Consider the following 23663-nt stretch of genomic DNA (forward strand, 5'->3'; position numbering starts at 1 on the left):
GCCAGAGTTATTGCAACCAGCGTGCCAGAAAATAAATTATTTTATAATTTATTGATTTTTAAATACTTTGTTTATTTAACGTTCAGATGAAAGAAAAATGCCTGCACGGCAGCCATTAAAAAGCGATAAAATTATCTCGTCTTTTAGAAGGAAATCTAAGATGCGAAAAACGGTGGCCTTTGGTTTTGTCGGCACGGTGCTCGACTATGCAGGACGCGGCAGTCAGCGTTGGGAAAAATGGCGCCCTACTTTGTGTCTGTGTCAGCAGGAGACGCTGGTCGTTCACCGCCTGGAACTGCTGTACGATGCCCGCTCTCGCTCGCTGTTTGAAGGATTAAAGAAGGATATCGCCAGCGTCTCGCCGGAAACGGAAGTCGTCGGCGTAGAAATCGCGATCCGCAACCCGTGGGACTTCGAAGAGGTTTACGCCTGCCTGCACGATTTCGCCCGCAGCCATACCTTTCATCCCGAAGATGAAGACTATCTGATTCATATCACCACCGGCACCCACGTCGCGCAGATCTGCTGGTTCCTGCTGGCGGAAGCGCGCTATCTACCGGCGCGATTAGCGCAGACCTCGCCGCCGCGCAAAAAAGATAAATCGCATAGCACGGGCGACGTGACGATTATTGACCTCGACCTCAGCCGCTACAATGACATCGCCACCCGCTTCGCCCAGGAGCGGGAGGAGACGCTCAACTTCCTGAAGTCCGGTATTGCAACCCGCAACCCGTGTTTCAACCGGATGATTGAGCAAATTGAGCGCGTCGCGATACGCTCCCGTTCGCCAATCCTGCTCAATGGCCCGACCGGCGCGGGCAAGTCGTTTCTCGCCCGTCGCATCTATGAACTAAAACTGGCCCGCCACCAGTTCAGCGGCCCGTTTGTCGAAGTGAACTGCGCCACCCTGCGCGGCGACACGGCGATGTCGGCGCTGTTCGGCCACGTTAAGGGGGCGTTTACCGGCGCGAGAGAGGAGCGTGCAGGGTTGCTGCGCAGCGCCGACGGCGGCATGTTGTTTCTTGACGAAGTGGGAGAGCTGGGCGCGGATGAACAGGCCATGTTGCTGAAAGCCATTGAAGAGAAACGCTTTTACCCTTTCGGCAGCGACCAGCAGGTCAGCAGCGATTTCCAGTTGATTGCCGGCACGGTGCGCGACCTGCGCCAGCGAGTGGCGGAGGGGACATTCCGCGAAGACCTGTACGCGCGCATTAATCTCTGGACCTTCGAACTACCGGGCCTGCGTCAGCGCCAGGAAGATATTGAACCAAACCTTGACTACGAACTGGAACGCCACGCGGCGCTAACCGGCGACAGCGTGCGTTTTAATACCGAAGCGCGCCGCGCCTGGCTGAGCTTCGCCACCTCGCCGCAGGCCGCCTGGCGCGGTAACTTCCGCGAACTCTCCGCCAGCGTCACCCGCATGGCGACGCTGGCGGACAACGGGCGAATCACGGTCGAAACGGTAGACGATGAAATCGCGCGTTTGCGCTATAGCTGGAATGACCATCGCCCCTCCGCGCTCGACGGACTGCCGGGCATTGACGCAACGGCGCTGGATCTGTTTGACCGTATGCAACTGGAAAACGTCGTTGCGGTCTGCCGCCAGGCGAAAACCCTTTCCGACGCCGGGCGGCAGCTATTCAACGTTTCCCGTCAGGGGAAAGCCACGGTGAATGACGCTGACCGGCTGCGTAAGTACCTGGCGCGTTTTGGGCTGACGTGGGACGTTTTACAGAATTAACACAGCTCCAGTTGAATATGGTTCTCCGTCAACACCTGCATCACGCCCGGCGGCGGCAGGGTATCGGTGTAGACCGCATCGACCATACTAATACTGCCCATGTTTACCATCGCGTTACGGCCAAATTTAGAGTGATCCACCACCAGCATCACGTGGCGCGAATTTTCGATAATCGCGCGCTTGGTGCGTACCTCATGGTAGTCAAATTCCAGCAACGAGCCGTCGCTATCAATACCGCTAATACCGAGAATGCCGAAATCGAGACGGAACTGGGCGATAAAGTCCTGCGTCGCTTCGCCAATAATGCCGCCGTCGCGGCTGCGGAGTTCGCCGCCGGCGAGGATAATACGAAAATCCTCTTTCGCCATTAGCGTGTTCGCTACGTTCAAATTGTTGGTCACGATCCGCAAATTACTGTGCCCTAACAGGGCGTGCGCTACGGCTTCCGGCGTCGTGCCGATATCAATAAACAGCGTTGAACCATTGGGAATCTGGGCCGCGACTTTGCGAGCGATGCGCTCTTTTTCTTCCGTTTGCGTCGCCTTACGATCGTGCCACGGCGTGTTCACCGAGCTGGAGGGCAACGCCGCGCCGCCGTGGTGGCGCAAAATCATATTCTGTTCCGCCAGATCGTTAAGATCCCGACGAATGGTTTGCGGGCTGACAGAAAAATGCTCCACCAGCTCTTCCGTACTGACGTACCCCTGTTTTTTCACCAGTTCAATGATCGCGTCATGCCGTTGTGTTTGTTTCATGAATAATCTCTGAAAGTAACCAACCTTGCGCCGGATAGCGGCATTCGCCCTACCCGGCCTGGAAAAATATCTCGACCACAGGCCGGATACGCCTCACGTTCGTTTTCGCGCATTCAGCGTATCAACAAAGGCCATCGCTAAACCGACGATAAGCCCGGCGATGTGCGCGCCGTTCGCCATAGACATGCCAAACCAGTCAAACCAACCAGCGACTATCCACAATAATGCAAAAATAATTAAGCCGCGCTGGAGGTAAATTCCGCTTTGCGGATCGCGCTCTCCGCGCAGCCACACGTACCCCATCAGCGCATAGACGACGCCAGACAGTCCGCCAAACCACGGGCCGCTAAATTTCTGCTGTACATAGCCGCTTAGCAGCGCGCTTATCACCGTAATGACGATTAATTTACCGCTGCCCAGGCGCTTCTCTACCGCCCCGCCGAGATACCACCACCACAGCAGGTTAAAAAGAATATGCATCAGTGAGAAGTGCATAAAGATATGGGTGAAGTAGCGCCAGACTTCAAATTTTAAAACCGGATCGAACGGCCACGCCAGCCACACCATCACCGTCTGATCGCCGATGAGACTCATCGCGATATAGACCAGCACGCAGGCGAGCATCACGATCCAGGTAACAGGGCCGGCTCGTTCACGCAGCGTGGCGAGAAAGGGAAAACGGCGATAGCGTAGCCCGCTGTTAGTCTGCCCGGACTGCCAGCTAGCCGCCAGATAACGCGGATCGCCGGGATTTTCTATAAACCGCGCCAGCTCGACCCGCACACGTTCGGCCTGCGATTCATCTGCCAACCAGATATCGCTTTGATTATGTTGCTGAATAGTAAGAATGACGCCCTGGGTGGCCATGTAATCAACAAATGCCTGCGCCACGCGAGGATTCGCAAAGGAAGTAATCATCAACATTATTGCTGTCGCTTAGTCCATACAAAAGAAGACAGTATATATACCCTTCTCGTCGGAGGCTGCATCTTTATGGGATTACGCGCCATTCGCGACATCGGCAGGGAAACGGCGATGCCAGGCCTCAAACCCGCCGTCAATGCTGTAAACCGCATCATAGCCTTGCTGGAGCAGATACTGCGCGGCGCCTTTACTACTGTTGCCGTGATAGCACATTACCATCACGGCGGTATCGAAACCATGCTCACGCATAAACGCGCCCAGCGTATCGTTAGTCAAGTGAAACGCCTGCGGCGCATGACCCATGGCATAACTTTGCGGATCGCGAATATCGACCAGCACCGCCGCGCCCTGGTGCAGTTTCTGATACGCCTCTTCTACAGTGATACATTCAAATTGTTCCATGAATCGCTCTTTCATTATTGCCGGTGAAGCCAATTAAGGCATTTTATCGCCCAGTGTACGTTGACGGAGTAGCTTAACGCCATAATGTTATACATATCACTCTAAAATGTTTTTTCGATGTTACCAATAGCGCGTTTCTTTGCTATTATGTTCGATAACGAACATTTTTGAACTTTAACGAAAGTGCAAGAGGGCAGCATGGAAACCAAAGATCTGATCGTGATAGGCGGGGGCATTAACGGTGCAGGCATCGCGGCTGATGCCGCCGGACGCGGTTTGTCCGTACTCATGCTGGAAGCGCAGGATTTGGCCTGCGCAACCTCTTCCGCCAGTTCGAAACTTATCCACGGCGGCTTACGCTACCTTGAGCACTACGAGTTCCGCCTGGTCAGCGAAGCGCTGGCAGAACGTGAGGTGTTGTTGAAAATGGCGCCGCACATCGCCTTCCCGATGCGTTTTCGTCTGCCGCACCGCCCGCATTTACGTCCAGCCTGGATGATCCGCATCGGTCTGTTTATGTACGATCACCTCGGCAAACGTACCAGCTTACCCGGTTCCACCGGTGTGCGGTTTGGCGCAGATTCGGTGCTCAAACCTGAAATCGTGCGCGGATTCGAATATTCCGACTGCTGGGTAGACGATGCGCGTCTGGTGCTGGCTAACGCACAGATGGTGGTGCGTAAAGGCGGCGAAGTCCTTACCCGTACTCGCGCAACCGCCGCTCGTCGGGAAAATGGCCTGTGGATTGTCGAAGCGGAAGATATCGACACCGGTAAAAAATATGTCTGGCAGGCGCGCGGACTGGTTAACGCCACCGGACCGTGGGTCAAACAGTTCTTCGACGAAGGGATGCACCTGCCGTCGCCGTATGGCATCCGCCTGATCAAAGGCAGCCATATCGTCGTGCCGCGCGTCCATAATCAGAAGCAGGCGTATATTCTGCAAAACGAAGATAAGCGTATCGTCTTTGTCATTCCGTGGATGGAAGAGTTTTCGATCATTGGCACAACCGATGTCGAATATAAAGGCGATCCGAAAGCGGTAAAAATTGAAGAGAGCGAAATTAATTACCTGTTGAAGGTCTATAACGCGCACTTCCAGAAACAACTGGGGCGCGATGACATCGTCTGGACGTACTCCGGCGTCCGTCCGCTGTGCGATGATGAGTCCGACTCACCGCAGGCGATCACTCGCGATTATACCCTTGATATTCATGATGAAAACGGCAAAGCGCCGCTGCTTTCCGTGTTTGGCGGTAAGCTCACGACCTACCGTAAGCTGGCCGAACATGCGATGGAAAAACTGGCGTCTTATTATCCAGGCATCGGGCCGGCATGGACCAAAACGTGCGTACTGCCCGGCGGCGACATCGACGGCAGCCGCGAAGATTACGCGGCGAAGCTGCGTCGTCGTTATCCGTTCCTGACGGAATCGCTGGCGCGCCACTATTCGCGCACTTACGGCAGCAACACGGAGTGGATTCTCGGCGAAGCCACGTCGCTGCTTGATTTAGGCGAAGATTTCGGTCATGAGTTTTACGAAGCGGAACTCAAGTACCTGGTGGATCACGAATGGGTGCGCCGTACTGAAGATGCTATCTGGCGTCGCACCAAAGAAGGCATGTGGCTGACCGCCGAGCAGCAGTCCCGCATCACCCAGTGGCTGGCGGCGTATGTTGAGAAACACCAACTTTCACTGGCGTCGTAATAAAATCCGGGGCGGTTTATACCGCCCTTTTCGCCACATACCGCATTCACTCGCCGGGTTTTGTACAGCCGGGCATATGATTAGTGATACGGTAGCGATCGACACTTATTTGGGTAATAAAGAAGGGTTTTGCCCGCGCTTCGCTATTCCAGAGAGTTTTCCCCGTTTTACACCAGCTTTTATGAGGAAAGTTGGCATAATGAACCACGCTCTCCTCCCCCAGCACGCTTTCAAAATGCGCACGTTTATCACCGTCGGCCACGCTAAATTCAGCATAAAAAAGATTGCTGTCCAGGTTAAACGTCATCTCTATTTCACTGGCGGACGATGGAAAGAACACAGGTAGCCAGGTCCAGATACCGGATTGCTCCGGTATGGCGGCATAATCAGGAAAATAGCTTACCTGGCGATCATCGCAGGCGGTCAGCACAGCGACGATGATTAATGCCGCGCCACACCGGAGAACCTGATTAATCAGCTCAGCAACAATATCTTTATGCCACGAAGTGGATTCACGCCGTGCAATACGAATATCAGCGCCACTGGCCGGGTCTACACCTACCCGTTCCACATATAATTTAACATCTTCCATTTAGTCCCTTTATTTCGCGGCCGGATACAGCGGCACATATCCCACATCCTGCACCAACTGCTGCCCTTGCGGGCTTAGAAACCAGTCCACCAGCTTTTGTGTTTCCGCTGTGGGGTGTTCACGGGTGACCATATAAACATCAACCGTGTACGGGTAACTACCGTTACGAATATTTTCAACCGTCGGCGCAACATCGTTTATCGCCAGTAATTTAATCTCTTTATTGCTGTGCATCTGCGTAGCGTAATAACGAAAGGTATAGCCAATGGCGTTGTGCGTATTGCGATACTCAGCCACGATATCCACCATTTCCCCCATCGCGGTTGCCACTGATGTTGTTTGCGCTGGCATCAGCTTTGTTTCTTTCATTACCTTCGCCAGCATCGCCGTTTGGCTGCCAGAGTTTTCCGGTCGCTGCCAGGGCTTAATGTCGATTGCCTCTCCGCCTACCTCATTCCAGTGGGTGATTCTTCCGCTAAAAATGCCGCGAATTTGTACATCACTCAACGATGACACGGGATTGTTTTGGTTGACGATAAACACAAACGCTTCACGTGCAAAGGGGGTGTAAACCAGTTTTACGCCACTGGCCTCGGCCAATTGCTTTTGAGCAGTGGAAGGCTGGGCGACAAAAATAAGATCGGCATTGCCGTTAAGGATATTTTGATAGGCTTCAATGGTTCCCTGGTTTTCAAGGTAGTCTTCAGGGCAGATATCATCCGGAAAGCGCGTAAGCGCATAAAAAGCCGAGGCGTATAACGGCAAGCCAGCCGTTGCGCCATCGAGCCGCGGCCAATTTTGGGTGAGCAAAAGTGTCGGTTCATCGCGCAGCCCGGTTAGCTTGTTGCCCCATGTGTGCGCCTGATAATCGCGGAAATAAAGATATTCACTGCTCTCGGGAGCGGGATACTTCACGGCATAAAGATGTGACTGATATACGGCACAGCTCCCGAAAAACAGCAGGCAAATCACCAGCAGATTACGACAAGAGTAGCCCGCACCGCCGCGTAGCACTCCCCAACGCGCACCGCCATACCCCAATGCAAAACAGAGCTGCGAGCCAACCGGGATGAGCAACACTGCCCATACCCAGCCGTTGAAAAAGGATATTACGCTGGGTACTAACCAAAGCGTTTGCACCACCTGGGCGATGGGTTTACGCCCTATCGCGTGAATATTAAGATCGGTGAGAAACATCAGGATGACCCACCCCATCAGCACCACCAGAGCGGGCATAAGCAGGCAGCAATCACGCCATTCTGGATTTACCTCTGATGCATTTCCCTTTCCCCATATTCGGCCACAAAGAAAAATTAACCCTGCGCCCAGAAGCGCTACCGGGATAATGGTCGCCTTCTCAATAGATTGCGCGACGGGGATACTATTTTCAAGAACGCTAATGCACGCCCACATTCCCCCCACGATAATCGTAATAATGTTCACCAGCAGCGGCACGCCGATAAACGCCATTATGATTGACAAAAAAAGCCACTTAGCATTTTTCATTTTTCTATCCGCTAATCCCTGCGATAGCGCAAGTATAAACCCGGTAGTCCTGAGCACCCCCCATGCATTTTTCTGAAATCGCGACGTTAAAACATTCACGATAGCGGCAGACAGAAGTTGAAAGTTCCGGCTGCCGTTTTTTATTTACAGGCTCACATTAACCTGCAAGATCGATCTTTTTCCGCGCCTGCCCAACAGCATCGGCGGCCCGCAATGCCGCCTGAACGGCCTCCGGCGTAATGGTAAACGGCTCGTTGTGCATCGTTTCCCCAGTTTGACAAGACGCCCTGGCAACGGCCAGCAGTTCATCATCGCTAACGCCAGCCAGACCAATATCCGCCAGCGTGGTGGGCAAGCCTATATCTTCACAAAATTGATAAACCTCCTCGATAAGCTCAGGCGCTCTATCGGTGAGCATAAGCATTGCCAGCGTGCCAAACGCAACCTTTTCCCCATGCCAGTATTTGTGCGTGGCGGGCAGTACCGTCAGACCGTTATGAATGGCGTGCGCCGCCGCCAGCCCACCGCTTTCAAAACCGAGCCCGGATAATAGCGTATTCGCTTCGATAACATGTTCGAGCGCCGGAGTAACCTGATGTTGTTCACAGGCAAGCTTCGCCAGGCGCCCATAGCGCATCAAGGTGGTGTAGCAAAAGCGCGCCAGCTCAAATGCGGTCATCGGTCCTGGCCTGGTGGTCATATTGCCTGCCCCTTTGATGCGGCAATCTTCCGCTTCAAACCAGGTTGCCAGCGCATCGCCTATCCCGGAAACCAAAAAGCGTACCGGCGCGGCAGCAATAATACTGCTGTCCACCAGCACAAGTGTCGGGTTACGTGGAATCATCAGGTAGCGTTTGAATTTCCCTTCTGGCGTATAGATAACAACCAGTGAACTGCACGGCGCATCCGTTGAGGCCAGAGTAGGAACCACGGCAATAGGCAACCGCAGGCTGGCGCCGGTTGCTTTTGCCGTATCCAGGGTTTTCCCCCCCCCCATACCGACAATCACATCGGCGCCAATTTCCTGCGCGCGTGCGGAGATGCGAGCAATTTCCTCATCACTGCACTCGCTACTGAACACTTCGATATCAAATTCAATCACCCCGTGCAGTGCTGTTGCAACTGTATCCCGGTAGGTGTTGTGAACAACAGGATCCTGCAAAATCAGCGCCTTATGACCGAGTGCGGCCAATTCCTGCGGGAGATGCGTTGTCAACGCTCCTTTACCCTGAACATATCGTGACGGAAAGATCGCGGTAGTAACCATTGTTTCTCCTTAAAAAGCATTAAAGTTCAATATAAAGAACACAAATTCCACATAAAGAATTTAATGCTGTTTACTCTGAACGCACAATGACCAGGTGAGAGCATCATCTTATCCTGTGAGGCAGCGCACAATTTTGGCTATGTATTAGACCAATGAGCAGTTTCCATTGGGTTACCCGCTCTTTCTCACCTTGTCTCCGTTCATTTTTGAAGCAAATCACAAAATATAACCTTCCTTAGAGTATGGAATTGACGCTGTATGAATACGTCGGCATAGTATCAATATACAGAACAATAGTTCCACATACAGAACATAATTTTTTGATACTAAAGGGATGCAATGATGAGCATTGAAATAGAGAAACCGACCACACGAGGGCGCTGGCTGCATATTATTCCAGCCACGATCCTCGTTTATATCGTGGCCTATATGGACAGGACCAATATCGCCATTGGGATCGCAGGCGGCATGGATGAAGATTTAGGCATGACGGCTTCTTTTGCCGGTCTGGTCGCCGGGATCTTCTTTATTGGTTATATCTTCCTGCAAATTCCCGGCGGTCAGATAGCCGAGCGGCTAAGCGCCAAGAAGTTAATTGCCTGGACAATCGTCGCCTGGGGTGGCTTTGCCCTGCTGACCGGTTTTGTTCAGACACCGACGCAGTTGTTGATTATCCGCTTTGTGCTCGGCGTGGCGGAAGGTGCTGTGTATCCCGCCATTCTGGCGCTGATTGGCCACTGGTTCCCAAATGAGGAGCGCGCCAGGGCTATCGCCTATTTCCAGATGAACCTGGCCGTCGCCTCTATTATTACCGGGCCGCTTTCCGGCTGGCTTATTGAAACCTACGGCTGGCGGGAGATGTTTATCATCGAAGGCTTGCTCTCTCTGGGACTGCTCTTTGTCTGGCTACCTTTGGTTTCCGATCACCCGCATCAGGCAAAGTGGCTGGATCCGAAAGAGCGCGCCTGGATCGAACAAAAATTGCTGGCCGATCGCGCGTTGAGTATTGGCGGAGAGCAAAGCAGCATTCGTGGCGTATTAAAAAGCATCAACCTGTGGAAGCTTGTTGGTATCTATTTCTTCGTACAGGTCGGATTCTATGGCTTCGCGCTGTGGATGCCAAATCTGATTAAACACCTGACCGGCAGCGGCATGACCATCGTTGGGGTACTCACCGCGGCACCTTACGTTCTGTGCATTATCGGTCAGTATTACATCGCCAAATGGTGTGATAAAACGATGAATCGCCGCCTTTACACGGCTATTCCTCTGCTGGGTTTCGCGGTCTGTCTCGCCCTCTCCTTATTACTGAAAGATAACGTCTGGCTCGCCTACGGCATGATGGTTATTTGCGGGTTCTTCCTGCAAGCCTATGCCGGTCCATTCTGGACGCTGCCGCCATTACTCTTCGCCCCCAACGTTCTGGGCGGCGTGCGCGGCACGATCAACGCCCTGGGCAACATCGGCGGCTTTATCGGTCCGTACCTCGTCGGGCTGTTAACGGTGACGTTCTCGCAAACAGCAGGAATGACCGTACTGGTTGCCGCACTGCTTATCGCCGTTGGACTGCTTTTCAGCTTGCCTTCTGTTACCGCTCGTCCTGCAGGTAGCAGCAACACGCCTAACACCTCGACGCCGGGTGCGTCACTTAAACAGGAAGGAATCGCCAAATGAGCCAAAAATGTCAGCATGCTCGCGACCTGTGGTCGCAGCTCGACGCCCTGCGTCTTGGAATGAATTACAGCAAAGAAGATGTCAATAAACTGCAGGTCCTGGTGGATGATTGCTATGGCGAAAGCCATCCGGGCAGTTTCCATCTTAACCAACTGGGCGATGAAGCCGTGCTGGGTGTTCATGAAAGCGGCGGGCGCGCCGTCCGTCACCATGTGACGGATATCTGCGACGGCTGGGGTCAGGGCCACGATGGAATGAATTACATCCTGGCATCTCGAGAAGCTATTGCCAACATGGTCGAAATTCATGCCTCAGTGGTGCCTTATGATGCCGGTATTCTGATCTCAAGCTGCGATAAATCTATCCCGGCGCATCTGATTGCCGCCGCACGCCTGAACCTGCCGCTGCTGCATATTCCCGGCGGTTCTATGCGTCCGGCACCGAATATGAGTACTTCTGACCTCGGCGGGATCACTGCTAAGTTGAAGAAAGGCGAAATCGGCATTCAGCAAGTGGAAGCCATGCAGCAATGCGGTTGCCCCACCGCCGGAGCCTGCCAGTTTATGGGAACGGCCAGTACCATGCAGTGCATGTCGGAGGCCTTGGGGCTGGCCCTGCCAGGCAGCGCTTTGCTGCCATCGACCCTGGCGGAAATTCGCCGCGTTGCCAGAACCGCAGGCCACCAGGCGCTGTATCTGGCGGAGAAAAATATCACCACCCATAAGATCCTGACTCCTGCGGCGTTTGAAAATGCTATCAAAGTCCATGCTGCTATTGGTGGCAGCACCAATGCGATGATCCACCTTCCGGCCATCGCTCATGAACTTGGATGGGAGCTGAAGCCCGAACTGTTTGATCGGATCAATAACGAAATCCCTTATCTGACCAATATTCAGCCCAGCGGTGAATACGTTACCGAAATGATGTGGTTCGCTGGCGGCGTGCCAATGGTGCAATGGTATCTGCGCGATTATCTGGATCTTGATGTTCTTACCGTGACTGGCCGTACGCTCGGCGACAACCTGGAAATGCTCCATCAATCCGGCTTCTTTACCCGCAACCACGGTTACCTCAACAATTACAAAGTCAGTCCGGAGGAGGTGATCCGTAAACCAGAAAATGCCACCAAAAAAGGGTCGATTGCGGTACTGAAAGGCAACATCGCGCCTGAAGGAGCGGTCATTAAATACGCGGCCTGTGCGCCGGATATGCACCACCATACCGGTCCTGCTCGGGTCTTTAACTCCGAAGAAGACGCTCAGCAGGCCATCATCCATAACCATATCGAACCCGGCGACGTCATTTTCATTCGCTACGAAGGCGCAAAAGGCTCTGGCGCACCGGAAATGCTGATGACCACCGATGCCATCGTGTATGACAAACGCCTCGACGGAAAAGTCGCATTGATTACCGACGGTCGTTTCTCTGGAGCGACCAGCGGGCCATGTGTCGGACACGTCTCGCCAGAAGCCGCTGATGGCGGGCCGATTGCCCTGGTGGAAGATGGTGATTTAATCGAAATGGATGTGAAAGGCCGCAAGCTCAATATTGTAGGGATCGACGGGATGCCTAAAACAGAAGAGGAAATACGCCGCTGTCTTGAAGAGCGTCGAGCAAGCTGGAAGAAACCTGATTATTCAAACCGTCGCGGCGTCTTTAAACAGTTCACCGCTAATGCAACATCATTAATGGCCGGAGCCTGGCTTAAATAATATCCCTGGCGGGCTACGGCTCGCCTGTTTTAAGGATCAATACATGACTCAGATTACGAAATTTCACGGCGTATTTCCGCCAGTTCCGACCATTGTTAATGCGCAGGGAGAGTTAGATAAAGTCGGCATGGCAACCTTGCTGGATCATCTTATTGCAAGCAAGGTCAATGGCGTATTACTGCTGGGCAGCGGGGGGGAATTTTGCCATATGACCAATGCGCTGCGTCTGGAAACCGCAGAGTTTTGCGTCCGTCATATTAACCGCCGTATTCCAGTACTATTAGGTATTAGCAGCACCAGCACGCAGGAAGTGATTGAGTATGGTCAACATGCCGACCGACTCGAAGTCGATGCCGTGCTGGTACTCAATCCCTACTATGCCAGATTGACCGATGAGTATATTTATCATCATTTCAAAACCGTGGCTAATAACATAAAAAGCCCGGTCATTCTCTACAACTTTCCAGCATTGACGGGGCAGGACCTTAGCGTTGATTTAATTACCCGGCTGGCGCAGGATCACCCCAATATTATCGGCATTAAGGATACCGTTGATAATATCAGCCATATTCGTGAAATCATCAATAATGTCAGGCCAGTGCGTCCGGACTTCGTTATTTTCTCCGGCTATGATGAATATATGATGGATACGCTTATCTTAGGCGGCAACGGCGGGATCCCAGCGACAGCGAACTTTGCGCCGCAGCTAACCTGCGGGATCTACCGCGCGTGGTGTGAAAAAGAGTATGAGACAATGTTCGGATTACAGCGCAGGCTGTCCGCGCTTTCCACTATTTACAGCCTGGATTCACCTTTCTTCGGGATAATCAAAAAGGCAATTCAGCTTAGCGGAGTCGATATTTCAACTCATGTAATGCCCCCCGTTTTGCCGGCAAATGAAGAACATATTTCGAATTTGAAGCAGATCTTACAGCGTGCGGGACTTTAAGCGATGACGAAAGCGGGCTTCTTGCCCGCTATGTCTTTTTATTTCAGCACATCAGACGCGTCAGGCTACGGCTGGCATCCATCATCAGCGTAGCAAGCGACTCGCGTTTATCATCGGGGATCTGGAACGTAACGCCGGATACGCTCAGGGCGGCGATCACTTTCCCCTGCGTATTGAATACCGGCACCGCAATGCAGCGCACGCCAAGGGAGTCTTCTTCGTTATCATAACCCCAGCCGCGACGGCGAATTCCTGCTAACTCCTGCTTAAGGATATTCACATCCGTGATCGTCGTATCCGTAAAACGCGTTAATATCTGATCTGGAGGCAGCAACTCCTCCAGCTCTTCCCCGCTAAGCCATGCAATCAGCACCTTTCCCAGCCCTGAGCTATGTAATGAGAGACGCTTGCCCTCCCAGCTTCGAATCACAATAGCCTGTGGGCTTTCGACTTTCAGAAGGTAAATAGGGGCATCGCCCTCCAGAACGCCAAGATGGCAGGTCAGGCCGGTGTTATCGCGAATCTCTTCAAGAATCGGTAACGCGATTTTTTTAATATCGTACTGTTCCGCCGCTTTATTACCTAATTCATACAGGCGTAGCCCCAGATAATACTTGTCTTTTTCCTGGCGTAATAACCCATGCTCCACCATGCCGTTGAGCAAAGATGAGGTACTGCTTTTCGCAATCCCTGAATTTTGATGGATCTGGGTAAACGTTGCGCCATCGCACTCCAGAAGGTAAGCAAATACGCGCATAATTTTATCGAGAGCCGGAATAGATGTCGTAATCTTTTTCATATTATTATCAATTAATTATGGATTTTTCTGCTAATACTATACACCAGTACTCAACCCTTTTTCCATGACAGAGACCAAGTGCCGCTAACAGATTCAGCAGACGAATATCGGCATACCCCCCGAATATACCACGATAAAAAACGGGGCCGTTTGGCCCCGTTCTCAAGCGTTAAACCGCTACAACCGCACCGGATCAATATGCCAGATATTTTCGGCATACTCTTTGATGGTTCTGTCCGATGAGAAGTAGCCCATATTGGCAATGTTGAGCATCGCTTTCGTCGTCCATTCTTCCGGGCGACGATACAACTCATCCACCTTATCCTGGCAGTCCACGTAGCTGCGGTAGTCCGCCAGCACCTGATAGTGATCGCCAAAGTTAATCAGCGAATCTACCAGATCGCGGTAACGGCCTGGCTCTTCCGGATTAAAGACGCCGCTACCAATCTGCGTCAGTGCCTGATGTAGCTCTTCATCTTTTTCATAATAGTCGCGAGGCTTATAACCCTGCCTGCGCAACGCTTCCACCTCTTCGGCAGTATTACCGAAGATAAAGATATTCTCCTCGCCGACATGCTCCTGCATCTCTACGTTCGCGCCATCCAGCGTACCAATGGTGAGCGCGCCGTTCAGGGCAAATTTCATGTTACTGGTGCCGGAAGCTTCTGTCCCTGCCAGCGAAATCTGCTCAGACAGGTCGGCAGCGGGAATGATCACCTGCGCCAGGCTGACGCTGTAGTTCGGGATAAACACTACTTTCAGCTTGTCGCCAATCTGCGGATCGTTGTTAATCACTTTCGCCACGTCGTTGATCAGATGAATAATGTGTTTTGCCATGTAATAGGCGGAAGCCGCCTTACCGGCAAAAATATTCACCCGCGGCACCCAGTCGGCCTCCGGATTTTCTTTAATGCGGTTATAGCGGGTAATGACATGCAGTACATTCATCAACTGCCGCTTGTATTCGTGAATACGCTTGATCTGCACGTCGAATAACGCTTTAGGGTTCACCACCACATTCAGTTGTTGCGCTATCACTACCGCCAGCCGTTTTTTATTTTCCAGCTTCGCCTGACGCACCGCATGATTGACCAGCGGATAATCACAATGCTGCTTCAGCTCGCTGAGCTGACTAAGATCGGTACGCCAGGTACGACCAATATTCTCATCCAGCACGTCAGACAGCGGCGGGTTTGCCAGCGCCAGCCAGCGGCGCGGCGTAACGCCGTTAGTGACGTTACAAAAACGGGTCGGAAAAATCTTCGCAAAATCCGCGAACAGCGACTGCACCATCAGGTTGGAATGGAGTTCAGAAACGCCGTTGACTTTATGGCTGACCACCACCGCCAGCCAGGCCATCCGTACCCGGCGGCCGTTCGACTCATCAATAATCGACGCGCGTCCAAGCAGGCTGGTATCGTTGGGATATTGCTCCTGCAACGTTTTCAGGAAATAGTCGTTAATCTCGAAGATAATCTGCAGGTGACGGGGCAGAATTTTCCCCAGCATATCGACAGGCCAGGTCTCCAGCGCCTCGCTCATCAGCGTATGGTTGGTATAAGAGAAGACCTGACAGCACACCTCAAACGCGTCGTCCCAGCTAAATTTATGTTCATCAATCAGCAGGCGCATCAGCTCAGGAATTGACAGCACCGGATGCGTATCATTGAGGTGAATGGCGATTTTATCCGCCAGATTCTCATAGGTTTTATGCAGTTGATAATGACGGTGCAGGATATCCTGCACCGTCGCCGAGACCAGAAAATACTCCTGGCGCAGGCGTAGCTCTCGTCCGGAATAGGTGGAATCGTCCGGGTAGAGCACCCGTGAAACGTTCTCAGAGTGGTTTTTATCTTCCACCGCCGCAAAGTAGTCGCCCTGGTTGAATTTACCGAGGTTGATTTCACTACTGGCCTGCGCATTCCACAGCCGCAGTGTGTTAGTGGCGTCGGTGTCGTAACCGGGGATGATCTGATCATACGCGACGGCCAGAATCTCTTCCGTCTCAATCCAGCGCGCTTTTTTACCTTCCTGCTGAATGCGCCCGCCAAAAAGCACTTTATAGCGTGTATTGTGGCGCTTGAACTCCCACGGGTTGCCATATTCCAGCCAGTAATCCGGAGATTCTTTTTGCCGCCCGTCGACAATATTCTGCTTAAACATGCCGTAATCGTAGCGAATGCCATACCCGCGACCCGGTAATCCTAGCGTCGCCAGCGAGTCCAGGAAGCAAGCCGCCAGCCGTCCTAAGCCGCCGTTACCAAGCCCTGGGTCATTCTCTTCATCGATCAGCTCTTCGAGATCTAAGCCCATGGCCTCCAGCGCGCCTTTAACGTCATCATAAATGCCCAGCGAGAGCAGCGCGTTAGAAAGGGTACGACCAATCAAAAACTCCATCGACAGGTAATAAACCTGCCGGGTTTCCTGCGATAATTGGGCTCGATTAGAACGCAGCCAGCGCTCCACCAGACGATCGCGCACCGCGAACAATGTGGCGTTCAGCCATTCATGTTTATTGGCAATGACCGGGTCTTTACCAATCGTAAACATCAGCTTATAGGCAATAGAATGCTTAAGCGCCTCAACGCTGAGAGTGGGCGATGCATAAGTAAACGGAGCATTCATATAAATGATTCCTGGATGACTATTTCAAGCGATAGTACAGCTCGCGGTATGATTTCGCGGCAACTTGCCAGCTAAAATCCATCGCCATCGCCTGCCGTTGTACAAACCGCCAAAGCGAAGGCCGTGACCACAACACAAAAGCACGCCGAATCGCGCGTAGCAACGACCAGGCGTTACTGTCTTCGAAGACAAAACCGCTGGCGATACCGTCCGCCAGATTTTCCAGCGAACTGTCGGAGACCGTATCGGCCAACCCCCCGGTACGCCGCACCAGAGGCAGCGTGCCATACTTTAAGCCATATAACTGCGTTAAGCCGCACGGTTCGAAACGACTGGGCACCAGAATAACGTCCGCGCCGCCCATAATGCGATGCGAGAAAGCTTCGTGATAGCCGATCTGTACGCCAACCTGCCCTGGGTGTTCCGCCGCCGCCGCGAGGAACCCTTCCTGAAGCACCGGATCGCCCGCGCCGAGTAGCGCCAACTGCCCGCCCTGCTCCAGCAGCCCCGGTAACGCCTCCAGCACCAGATCCAGACCTTTCTGGTTGGTCAGACGGCTTACCACGGCGAACAGCGGCACTTTGTCGTTAACCTTTAACCCCATCGCAATTTGTAGCTGACGTTTGTTTTCCGCCTTCTCTTCCAGGGTATCGCGCGTGTAGCGCGACGCCAGCAGCAGATCGGCTTCCGGGTTCCAGATCTTCTCATCCACGCCGTTCAGTATGCCGGACAAGCGCCCTTCCAGATGACGCTGGCGCAGCAGGCCTTCCATACCATAAGCAAACTGCGGTTCAGTAATTTCACGCGCATAGGTCGGGCTCACCGCCGTAATATGGTCGGCATAGTACAAACCGGCCTTCAAAAAGGAGAGTTGTCCGTTGAACTCCAGCCCATGCATATTAAAGAATGACCACGGCAGTTCGATGTCATCCATATGCTTTGCATAAAACATGCCTTGATAGGCCAGGTTGTGTACGGTAAAGACCGATTTCGCCGGCCGCCCGCGCGCCGCCAGATAGGCGGGCGCCAGCCCGGCGTGCCAGTCATGGGCGTGCACCACGTCGGGGCGCCAGAATGGATCAAGTCCGCAGGCCATTTCACAGCCGACCCACCCTAACAGAGCAAAGCGCAGCACGTTATCGGTATAGGCATATAAATTCGTATCGTGATAGGGACTGCCTGGACGCTCGTACAGATGCGGCGCGTCGATCAGATAAATGCCCACGCCGTTATAATGCCCGAACAGCAGCGATATCTTACCTGCGAAAGTATCGCGGCGGCTCACCACATGCGCATCGGGTATCCCCCGACGGATATCGGGAAACCCTGGAAGCAGAACGCGAACATCAACACCATCCGCAATTTGTGCCGCAGGCAACGCGCCTATCACATCCGCCAGCCCCCCAGTCTTCAGCAGGGGGAACATCTCTGAACATACATGTAAAACCTGCATTATCGCTCCTGTTTGACCTGCAGTTTGCGCAGCATTTCACGCGTGACCAGTACAATACCTTCTTCTGAACGGTAGAAACGACGAGCGTCCTCTTCCGCATTTTCACCAATCACCATGCCTTCCGGGATAATACAGGCACGGTCAATAACACAGCGACGTAAACGGCAGGAGCGCCCTACCCAAACCTCAGGTAACAACACTGCCGAATCAATATTACAAAAAGAATTTATTCTCACCCGTGGGAAGAGCACAGATTGCACCACCACCGAACCGGAGATAATGCAGCCGCCGGAGACCAGCGAGTTCAGCGTCATACCGTGGCTACCTGAGCGGTCCTGCACGAATTTCGCAGGCGGTAGCGATTCCATATGCGTACGGATAGGCCAGTTCTGGTCATACATATCCAGCTCCGGCGTCACCGAGGCTAAATCCAGGTTCGCCTTCCAGTAAGCTTCCAGCGTACCTACATCGCGCCAGTACGGTTCGGCTTGTGGATCGGACTGCACGCAGGAGAGCGGGAAAGGATGCGCGTAAGCCATACCTTCGCGGGTGATTTTGGGGATAATGTCTTTACCGAAATCGTGGCTGGAAGCGTCATCTTTATCGTCTGCCGCCAGCAATTCATACAGGTAATCGGCGTCAAAAACGTAAATGCCCATACTGGCCAGCGCTTTGCTGGCGTCACCAGGCATTGCGGGGGGATTCGCCGGTTTTTCGACAAAATCAATAATCTTGTCGCTTTCATCGACCGCCATCACGCCGAACGCCGTCGCTTCTTTGATCGGCACCGGCATACAGGCCACCGTGCAACGCGCGCCCTTTTCAACGTGATCGATCAACATACGCGAGTAGTCCTGCTTGTAGATATGATCGCCTGCCAGGATGACGACATATTCCGCTTTATAGCGACGAATAATATCCAGGTTCTGGGTCACCGCGTCTGCCGTGCCGCGATACCAGTTTTCGCCCTTCATACGCTGTTGGGCTGGCAGCAGATCGACAAATTCGTTCATCTCTTCGCTAAACAGTGACCAGCCGCGCTGAATATGCTGCACCAGCGTATGGGACTGATACTGAGTGATCACGCCGATACGGCGAATCCCGGAGTTCAGACAATTAGATAAGGCGAAATCGATGATGCGGAACTTCCCACCAAAGTGGACGGCTGGTTTGGCGCGTTTGTTCGTTAAATCTTTTAGACGCGTGCCGCGGCCGCCGGCCAGGATTAGGGCAACAGATTTCAATGGCAGCTGGCGCGCCAACATTACACGATCGTTCTTCTCTAAACTCACCATGATTAACTCCTTTTTTATCCTCTCTGGAACACACACAGTCCATGCGCAGGTCCCTGCCAGACCGCCGTTATCACCGGATTATCCTCTCCAGCGAATGGGGGAACGGCGCGCCATTCCCCTTCGGGTAAAACTATATCTGTCACCTCAAGCGTGGCATTTATCGCAATCAGAAAACGGTCCGACAACAGAATTTGCATCAGCTTAGGCCCGTTTTGCCACTCATCCGCACTCAAGGGTTGCGCGTTTTTATTTAGCCAACGCACGTTGCCATCGCCTTCTTCCCACCAGCTATTGCCGGTTAAAGCCGGTATCTGCTGACGCAAACGAATCAGCGCGGCGGTAAATGTGGTTAACCCACGGTTTGCCTGCTGCCAGTCCAGCCAGGTTAAGGCATTATCCTGACAGTAGGCGTTATTGTTGCCATGCTGGCTATGGCCGTGTTCATCGCCTGCCAGCAGCATCGGCGTTCCCTGAGAGAGCAGTAGCGTCGCCAGCAGGGCATGAATGCTGTCGCGCCGCCGCTCCATTAAATCAAGCGGACCGCCTAATCCTTCTTTACCATGATTGTCGCTGTAATTGCTGTTGGTGCCGTCGCGATTTTCCTCACCGTTCGCCTCATTGTGTTTCTGATTGAAACAGACGCAGTCCCGGAGCGTAAAACCGTCATGCGCCGTGAGCAGATTGACAGAGGCGCCGGGCGCGCGGCCATTGCGTTTAAACACATCGCTGGAAGCGGCGAAACGACAGGCAAACTCCCCGGTCGTCAGGTTACGCGGCAACCAGAATCGGCGGGCCGCATCGCGAAAATGGTCGTTCCACTCGGCAAACGGTGGCGGAAAATTCCCGACCTGATAGCCGCCCTCGCCAATATCCCACGGTTCAGCAATCAGCTTGACCGTTGATAACACAGGACACGCTTTAATCGCGGCGAACAGCGGCGCATCCTGGCGAAACGTCGGCGTGCGCCCCATGACGGACGCCAAATCAAAACGAAAACCATCGACATGACAGGTTTCCACCCAATAGCGCAAACACTCGCACGCGTATTCCACCACGCCGGGATGGCTTAAATTGAGCGTGTTGCCGCACCCCGTCCAGTTGTGATAATCGCCATCGTCCCTTATCCAATAATAGCTACGGTTATCAATTCCGCGCAGGGAGAAGGTTGGACCGTCCAGATCCAGCTCGGCGCTATGGTTTAATACGATGTCCAGAATGACCTCAATCCCCGCGCGATGCAGCGCTTTCACCGCATCGCGAAACTCGTCCAGCGCCGTCTCGGGCGAACTGGCCCAGGCGGGATGCAGCGCGAACATCGCCATCGGGTTATAACCCCAATAATTGGTCAGCCCCATACGTTGCAGGCGCGGCTCGCTGGCAAACTGCGCCACCGGCAACAGTTCCAGCGCCGTAATGCCAAGCTGTTTGAAGTACGCCACCATGACCGGATGACCGAGCGCTTTATAGGTGCCGCGTATCTCCTGGGGGAGCTCCGGATGCAGGTAGGTAAGCCCTTTGACATGAGCTTCATAGATGACCGTTTTTCCCCACGGCGTGCGCGGCGCGGCGTCATCTTCCCAGTCATAATGGTCGCTGATTACCACGCTTTTCGGCGCCACCGCCGCGTTATCGCGGTAGTCCGGTTCATCGTGTCCGCCGTGCAACAGCGGATGATCTTTTAGTTCGCCCTCGACCCGGCGCGCATAAGGGTCAAGCAGTAACTTCGCCGGATTAAACCGATGCCCCTGCGCTGGCTGCCACGGGCCATGTACGCGATAGCCATAGCGCAAACCTGGCCTGGCGCCTGCCAGATAACCATGCCAGACATCGCCGCGACGTCCTGGCAGGTCATAGCGACGCTCATTCCCTCGGGAATCAAAAACGCACAGCTCTACGCGCTCCGCATGGGCGGAAAAGAGCGTGAAATTCACGCCATGACCGTCATACGTTGCGCCATGCGGCGTTGCTTCGCCGATCGCAAGCTGCGTCATTCCCCCTCCCGCATCAGCCAGATCGTCGCCAACGGCGGTAACGTCAGGCTAAGAGAGTGCTGACGGCCATGGCTTTCGATCTCATCGCTGTGCACCACGCCGCCATTGCCGGTGTTGCTACCGTGATAATGCATCGAATCAGTATTGAGAATTTCACGCCAGCGTCCCGGCTGGTTGATGCCAAAGCGGTAGTCGTGGCGAGGAACGGGCGTAAAGTTGCTGGCGACGATGATCTCGTTACCGGCTTTATCACGGCGTACAAAAATCAGTACCGAGCGTTCATTGTCATCGACCACCAGCCACTCAAAGCCGTAAGCATCAAAATCCAGCTCATGCAACGCTTTATGGTGGCGATAGGTGTGGTTGAGATCGCGTACCAGACGCTGAACCCCGTGGTGCCAGTTATCGCCCCCCTCCAGCAGGTGCCAGTCGAGGCTGGCGTCATGGTTCCACTCGCGTCCCTGGGCAAACTCATTCCCCATAAACAGCAGTTTCTTGCCGGGGAAGGCCCACATCCAGCCATAATAGGCGCGCAGGTTAGCGAATTTTTGCCACGCATCGCCCGGCATACGATCGAGAATGGATTTCTTGCCGTGAACCACCTCATCGTGCGACAGCGGCAGAACAAAGTTTTCGGTATGGTTGTACAACATACCAAAGGTCAGCTTGTCGTGATGATACTGGCGGTACACCGGGTCCAGCTTCATGTAGTCCAGCGTGTCGTGCATCCAGCCCAGATTCCACTTGTACCAGAACCCCAGGCCGCCCGTTTCCGGTGGACGCGTCACGCCAGAGAAGTCTGTCGACTCTTCCGCCATGCTGACCGCGCCGGGCACCTGCTCGCCAATAATGCGGTTGGTATTACGCAGAAACTCAATGGCTTCCAGGTTTTCACGACCGCCGAACTCGTTCGGTATCCACTCGCCCTCTTTGCGGCTGTAGTCGCGGTAGATCATAGAGGCCACCGCATCGACACGCAGCGCATCAATCCCAAAACGCTCCATCCAGTACAGGGCGTTACCCACCAGATAATTACTGACTTCACGACGACCATAGTTGTAGATCAGCGTATTCCAGTCCTGGTGATAGCCCTCGCGCGGGTCGCTGTGCTCATAGAGGTGGGTGCCGTCAAACTCCGCGAGGCTAAATTCATCGGACGGGAAATGGCCCGGCACCCAGTCGAGAATGACGTTAAGGCCCGCCGCATGGGCCGCATTGATGAAATAGCGGAAGTCGTCCCGCGTACCAAAGCGGCGGGTCGGCGCGTAGAGGCCGGTCGGCTGGTAGCCCCAACTGCCGTCAAACGGATGTTCGTTGACCGGCAAGAGTTCAAGGTGCGTAAAGCCCATCCATTTGGCGTAAGGCACAAGCTGATCCGCCAGCTCACGATAGCTCAGCCAGAAATTGTTATCCGTATGGCGGCGCCATGAACCTAAATGCACCTCATAAATCGAGATCGGCGCATCAAACTGATTGGCTTTTTGTCGTTCTTCGCTTGGCGTCACTTTCTCCGGCAGTCCGCAAATCATCGACGCCGTTTCCGGACGCATCTGCGCCTCAAAAGCATAGGGATCGGCTTTAATGCGCAGATTACCGTTCGCATCAAGCAGCTCGAATTTATACAGTTGTCCATTATGCGCGCCGGGGATAAACAGCTCCCAAATACCGCTCTCTTTGCGCAGACGCATCGGGTGGCGACGCCCATCCCAATAGTTGAATTGCCCGACAACCGAAACGCGACGAGCATTAGGCGCCCAGACGGAGAAACGGGTGCCGGTGACGCCATCCATCGTATCGGCGTGCGCGCCCAGCGTTTCATAAGGACGCAGGTGGGTGCCTTCCGACAATAGCCAGGCATCCATTTCCTGTATTAATGGACCAAAACGGTAAGGATCGTCGATGAGGTTCTGCTGTCCGTGCCAGGTCACGGCGAGCTGATAGCGAAAGAAATTTTTACGTCGGGGTAAAACGCCGCAGAAAAAACCGCGAGCGTCGAGACATTCCAGTTTGCCGACTTTACGTCCGGTTTTGGGTTCAATCACCCATACGTCGGTGGCGTCAGGTAATAGGGCGCGGACTTCTAGTCCGGCTTGGGTCTGGTGCATTCCGAGTACGGAAAAAGGGTCCGCAAAATGTCCTGCAATTAGCGCATTAATCACGTCTCTATCGATACGACTGGACATGGTTTGTCATCCTGTTTTGTGGCGTCACTCCATCTCACTGAATTCAACATCAGGTAGTGACACTTCTTTGACCTGAACGGCGCAG

At 53.5% G+C, this 23663-nt stretch carries 17 protein-coding genes; 5 read left to right on the forward strand and 12 right to left on the reverse strand.

Annotation, left to right across the window (positions count from 1 at the left end):
• Positions 1 to 160 precede the first annotated feature (160 nt).
• Positions 161 to 1744, forward strand: coding sequence for an RNA repair transcriptional activator RtcR (gene rtcR, locus EOS97_RS07960; protein ID WP_001232874.1), 1584 nt, complete (start codon positions 161 to 163; stop codon positions 1742 to 1744).
• On the opposite strand, the gene EOS97_RS07965 is transcribed toward rtcR, so the two are convergent.
• The 3 genes from EOS97_RS07965 to glpE all read right to left on the reverse strand — a co-directional run bounded on the left by EOS97_RS07965 (position 1741) and on the right by glpE (position 3825).
• Complete coding sequence (locus EOS97_RS07965) at positions 1741 to 2499, reverse strand: DeoR/GlpR family transcriptional regulator (RefSeq protein ID WP_000815085.1); 759 nt, start codon at positions 2497 to 2499, stop codon at positions 1741 to 1743. The genes rtcR and EOS97_RS07965 overlap by 4 nt on opposite strands.
• 93 nt (positions 2500 to 2592) lie before the next feature.
• Positions 2593 to 3423 carry a rhomboid family intramembrane serine protease GlpG gene (gene glpG / locus EOS97_RS07970; protein ID WP_000928702.1) on the reverse strand — a complete coding sequence of 277 codons (831 nt, stop codon included), beginning with the start codon at positions 3421 to 3423 and terminating at the stop codon, positions 2593 to 2595.
• Between the two features lie 75 nt (positions 3424 to 3498).
• Positions 3499 to 3825, reverse strand: coding sequence for a thiosulfate sulfurtransferase GlpE (gene glpE, locus EOS97_RS07975; protein WP_000434523.1), 327 nt, complete (start codon positions 3823 to 3825; stop codon positions 3499 to 3501).
• A 198-nt stretch (positions 3826 to 4023) separates the two neighbouring features.
• On the opposite strand from glpE, the gene glpD reads away from it, so the two are divergent.
• The gene (gene glpD, locus EOS97_RS07980) at positions 4024 to 5532 is read left to right on the forward strand and encodes a glycerol-3-phosphate dehydrogenase (protein ID WP_000448178.1); all 1509 of its coding nucleotides are present in this window, start codon (positions 4024 to 4026) and stop codon (positions 5530 to 5532) included.
• Between the two features lie 46 nt (positions 5533 to 5578).
• Here glpD and EOS97_RS07985 read toward each other — a convergent pair whose 3' ends face one another.
• The 3 genes from EOS97_RS07985 to EOS97_RS07995 all read right to left on the reverse strand — a co-directional run bounded on the left by EOS97_RS07985 (position 5579) and on the right by EOS97_RS07995 (position 8897).
• Positions 5579 to 6124: a hypothetical protein gene (locus tag EOS97_RS07985; protein ID WP_000390373.1), complete on the reverse strand. Its 546-nt coding sequence runs from the start codon at positions 6122 to 6124 to the stop codon at positions 5579 to 5581.
• A 9-nt stretch (positions 6125 to 6133) separates the two neighbouring features.
• On the reverse strand, positions 6134 to 7630 hold the full coding sequence (locus EOS97_RS07990; RefSeq protein ID WP_000786180.1) for a PstS family phosphate ABC transporter substrate-binding protein: 1497 nt from the start codon (positions 7628 to 7630) through the stop codon (positions 6134 to 6136).
• Between the two features lie 157 nt (positions 7631 to 7787).
• Positions 7788 to 8897 (reverse strand): glycerol dehydrogenase, encoded by a 1110-nt coding sequence (locus EOS97_RS07995; RefSeq protein WP_000258840.1) that lies wholly within the window; start codon positions 8895 to 8897, stop codon positions 7788 to 7790.
• A 339-nt stretch (positions 8898 to 9236) separates the two neighbouring features.
• Between EOS97_RS07995 and EOS97_RS08000 the strand changes: the two genes are divergently transcribed.
• From EOS97_RS08000 to EOS97_RS08010, 3 genes are read left to right on the forward strand one after another with little or no spacing between them, the layout of a single operon-like run.
• Positions 9237 to 10571, forward strand: coding sequence for an MFS transporter (locus tag EOS97_RS08000; RefSeq protein WP_001518078.1), 1335 nt, complete (start codon positions 9237 to 9239; stop codon positions 10569 to 10571).
• Positions 10568 to 12283 carry a dihydroxy-acid dehydratase gene (ilvD, locus tag EOS97_RS08005; RefSeq protein ID WP_000078494.1) on the forward strand — a complete coding sequence of 572 codons (1716 nt, stop codon included), beginning with the start codon at positions 10568 to 10570 and terminating at the stop codon, positions 12281 to 12283. The genes EOS97_RS08000 and ilvD overlap by 4 nt, the downstream gene beginning before the upstream one ends.
• Before the next feature lie 43 nt (positions 12284 to 12326).
• Positions 12327 to 13232 (forward strand): dihydrodipicolinate synthase family protein, encoded by a 906-nt coding sequence (locus EOS97_RS08010; protein ID WP_000192193.1) that lies wholly within the window; start codon positions 12327 to 12329, stop codon positions 13230 to 13232.
• A gap of 43 nt (positions 13233 to 13275) precedes the next feature.
• Here EOS97_RS08010 and EOS97_RS08015 read toward each other — a convergent pair whose 3' ends face one another.
• The 6 genes from EOS97_RS08015 to glgB all read right to left on the reverse strand — a co-directional run bounded on the left by EOS97_RS08015 (position 13276) and on the right by glgB (position 23578).
• Positions 13276 to 14031, reverse strand: coding sequence for an IclR family transcriptional regulator (locus tag EOS97_RS08015; RefSeq protein WP_000724553.1), 756 nt, complete (start codon positions 14029 to 14031; stop codon positions 13276 to 13278).
• Between the two features lie 177 nt (positions 14032 to 14208).
• The gene (gene glgP / locus EOS97_RS08020) at positions 14209 to 16656 is read right to left on the reverse strand and encodes a glycogen phosphorylase (protein ID WP_000993422.1); all 2448 of its coding nucleotides are present in this window, start codon (positions 16654 to 16656) and stop codon (positions 14209 to 14211) included.
• 19 nt (positions 16657 to 16675) lie between these two features.
• Entirely contained in the window at positions 16676 to 18109 is a 1434-nt protein-coding gene (gene glgA / locus EOS97_RS08025; RefSeq protein ID WP_001197665.1) for a glycogen synthase GlgA, read from the reverse strand.
• Positions 18109 to 19404, reverse strand: coding sequence for a glucose-1-phosphate adenylyltransferase (gene glgC, locus EOS97_RS08030; RefSeq protein WP_000253994.1), 1296 nt, complete (start codon positions 19402 to 19404; stop codon positions 18109 to 18111). Before glgC ends, glgA begins: the two co-directional genes overlap by 1 nt.
• A 14-nt stretch (positions 19405 to 19418) precedes the next feature.
• A complete protein-coding gene (gene glgX, locus EOS97_RS08035; protein WP_000192491.1) occupies positions 19419 to 21395 on the reverse strand; it encodes a glycogen debranching protein GlgX in 1977 nt (658 codons plus the stop codon).
• The gene (glgB, locus tag EOS97_RS08040; protein WP_000098553.1) at positions 21392 to 23578 is read right to left on the reverse strand and encodes a 1,4-alpha-glucan branching enzyme; all 2187 of its coding nucleotides are present in this window, start codon (positions 23576 to 23578) and stop codon (positions 21392 to 21394) included. Before glgB ends, glgX begins: the two co-directional genes overlap by 4 nt.
• Positions 23579 to 23663 lie beyond the last annotated feature (85 nt).

Origin of the sequence: Salmonella sp. SSDFZ54, assembly GCF_004010735.1 — a bacterium.
Taxonomy (GTDB): domain Bacteria; phylum Pseudomonadota; class Gammaproteobacteria; order Enterobacterales; family Enterobacteriaceae; genus Salmonella; species Salmonella enterica.

Excerpts from the sequence above, each read along its gene's own strand:
- rtcR (WP_001232874.1), top strand. The coding sequence starts at position 161 with ATGCGAAAAACGGTGGCCTTTGGTTTTGTCGGCACGGTGCTCGACTAT.
- EOS97_RS08000 (WP_001518078.1), top strand. The coding sequence starts at position 9,237 with ATGATGAGCATTGAAATAGAGAAACCGACCACACGAGGGCGCTGGCTG.
- glgX (WP_000192491.1), bottom strand. The coding sequence starts at position 21,395 with ATGACGCAGCTTGCGATCGGCGAAGCAACGCCGCATGGCGCAACGTAT.
- glgB (WP_000098553.1), bottom strand. The coding sequence starts at position 23,578 with ATGTCCAGTCGTATCGATAGAGACGTGATTAATGCGCTAATTGCAGGA.
- ilvD (WP_000078494.1), top strand. The coding sequence starts at position 10,568 with ATGAGCCAAAAATGTCAGCATGCTCGCGACCTGTGGTCGCAGCTCGAC.
- glpG (WP_000928702.1), bottom strand. The coding sequence starts at position 3,423 with ATGTTGATGATTACTTCCTTTGCGAATCCTCGCGTGGCGCAGGCATTT.
- glgP (WP_000993422.1), bottom strand. The coding sequence starts at position 16,656 with ATGAATGCTCCGTTTACTTATGCATCGCCCACTCTCAGCGTTGAGGCG.
- EOS97_RS07965 (WP_000815085.1), bottom strand. The coding sequence starts at position 2,499 with ATGAAACAAACACAACGGCATGACGCGATCATTGAACTGGTGAAAAAA.
- glgC (WP_000253994.1), bottom strand. The coding sequence starts at position 19,404 with ATGGTGAGTTTAGAGAAGAACGATCGTGTAATGTTGGCGCGCCAGCTG.
- glpD (WP_000448178.1), top strand. The coding sequence starts at position 4,024 with ATGGAAACCAAAGATCTGATCGTGATAGGCGGGGGCATTAACGGTGCA.
- glpE (WP_000434523.1), bottom strand. The coding sequence starts at position 3,825 with ATGGAACAATTTGAATGTATCACTGTAGAAGAGGCGTATCAGAAACTG.
- glgA (WP_001197665.1), bottom strand. The coding sequence starts at position 18,109 with ATGCAGGTTTTACATGTATGTTCAGAGATGTTCCCCCTGCTGAAGACT.
- EOS97_RS08015 (WP_000724553.1), bottom strand. The coding sequence starts at position 14,031 with ATGAAAAAGATTACGACATCTATTCCGGCTCTCGATAAAATTATGCGC.
- EOS97_RS07995 (WP_000258840.1), bottom strand. The coding sequence starts at position 8,897 with ATGGTTACTACCGCGATCTTTCCGTCACGATATGTTCAGGGTAAAGGA.
- EOS97_RS07990 (WP_000786180.1), bottom strand. The coding sequence starts at position 7,630 with ATGAAAAATGCTAAGTGGCTTTTTTTGTCAATCATAATGGCGTTTATC.
- EOS97_RS07985 (WP_000390373.1), bottom strand. The coding sequence starts at position 6,124 with ATGGAAGATGTTAAATTATATGTGGAACGGGTAGGTGTAGACCCGGCC.
- EOS97_RS08010 (WP_000192193.1), top strand. The coding sequence starts at position 12,327 with ATGACTCAGATTACGAAATTTCACGGCGTATTTCCGCCAGTTCCGACC.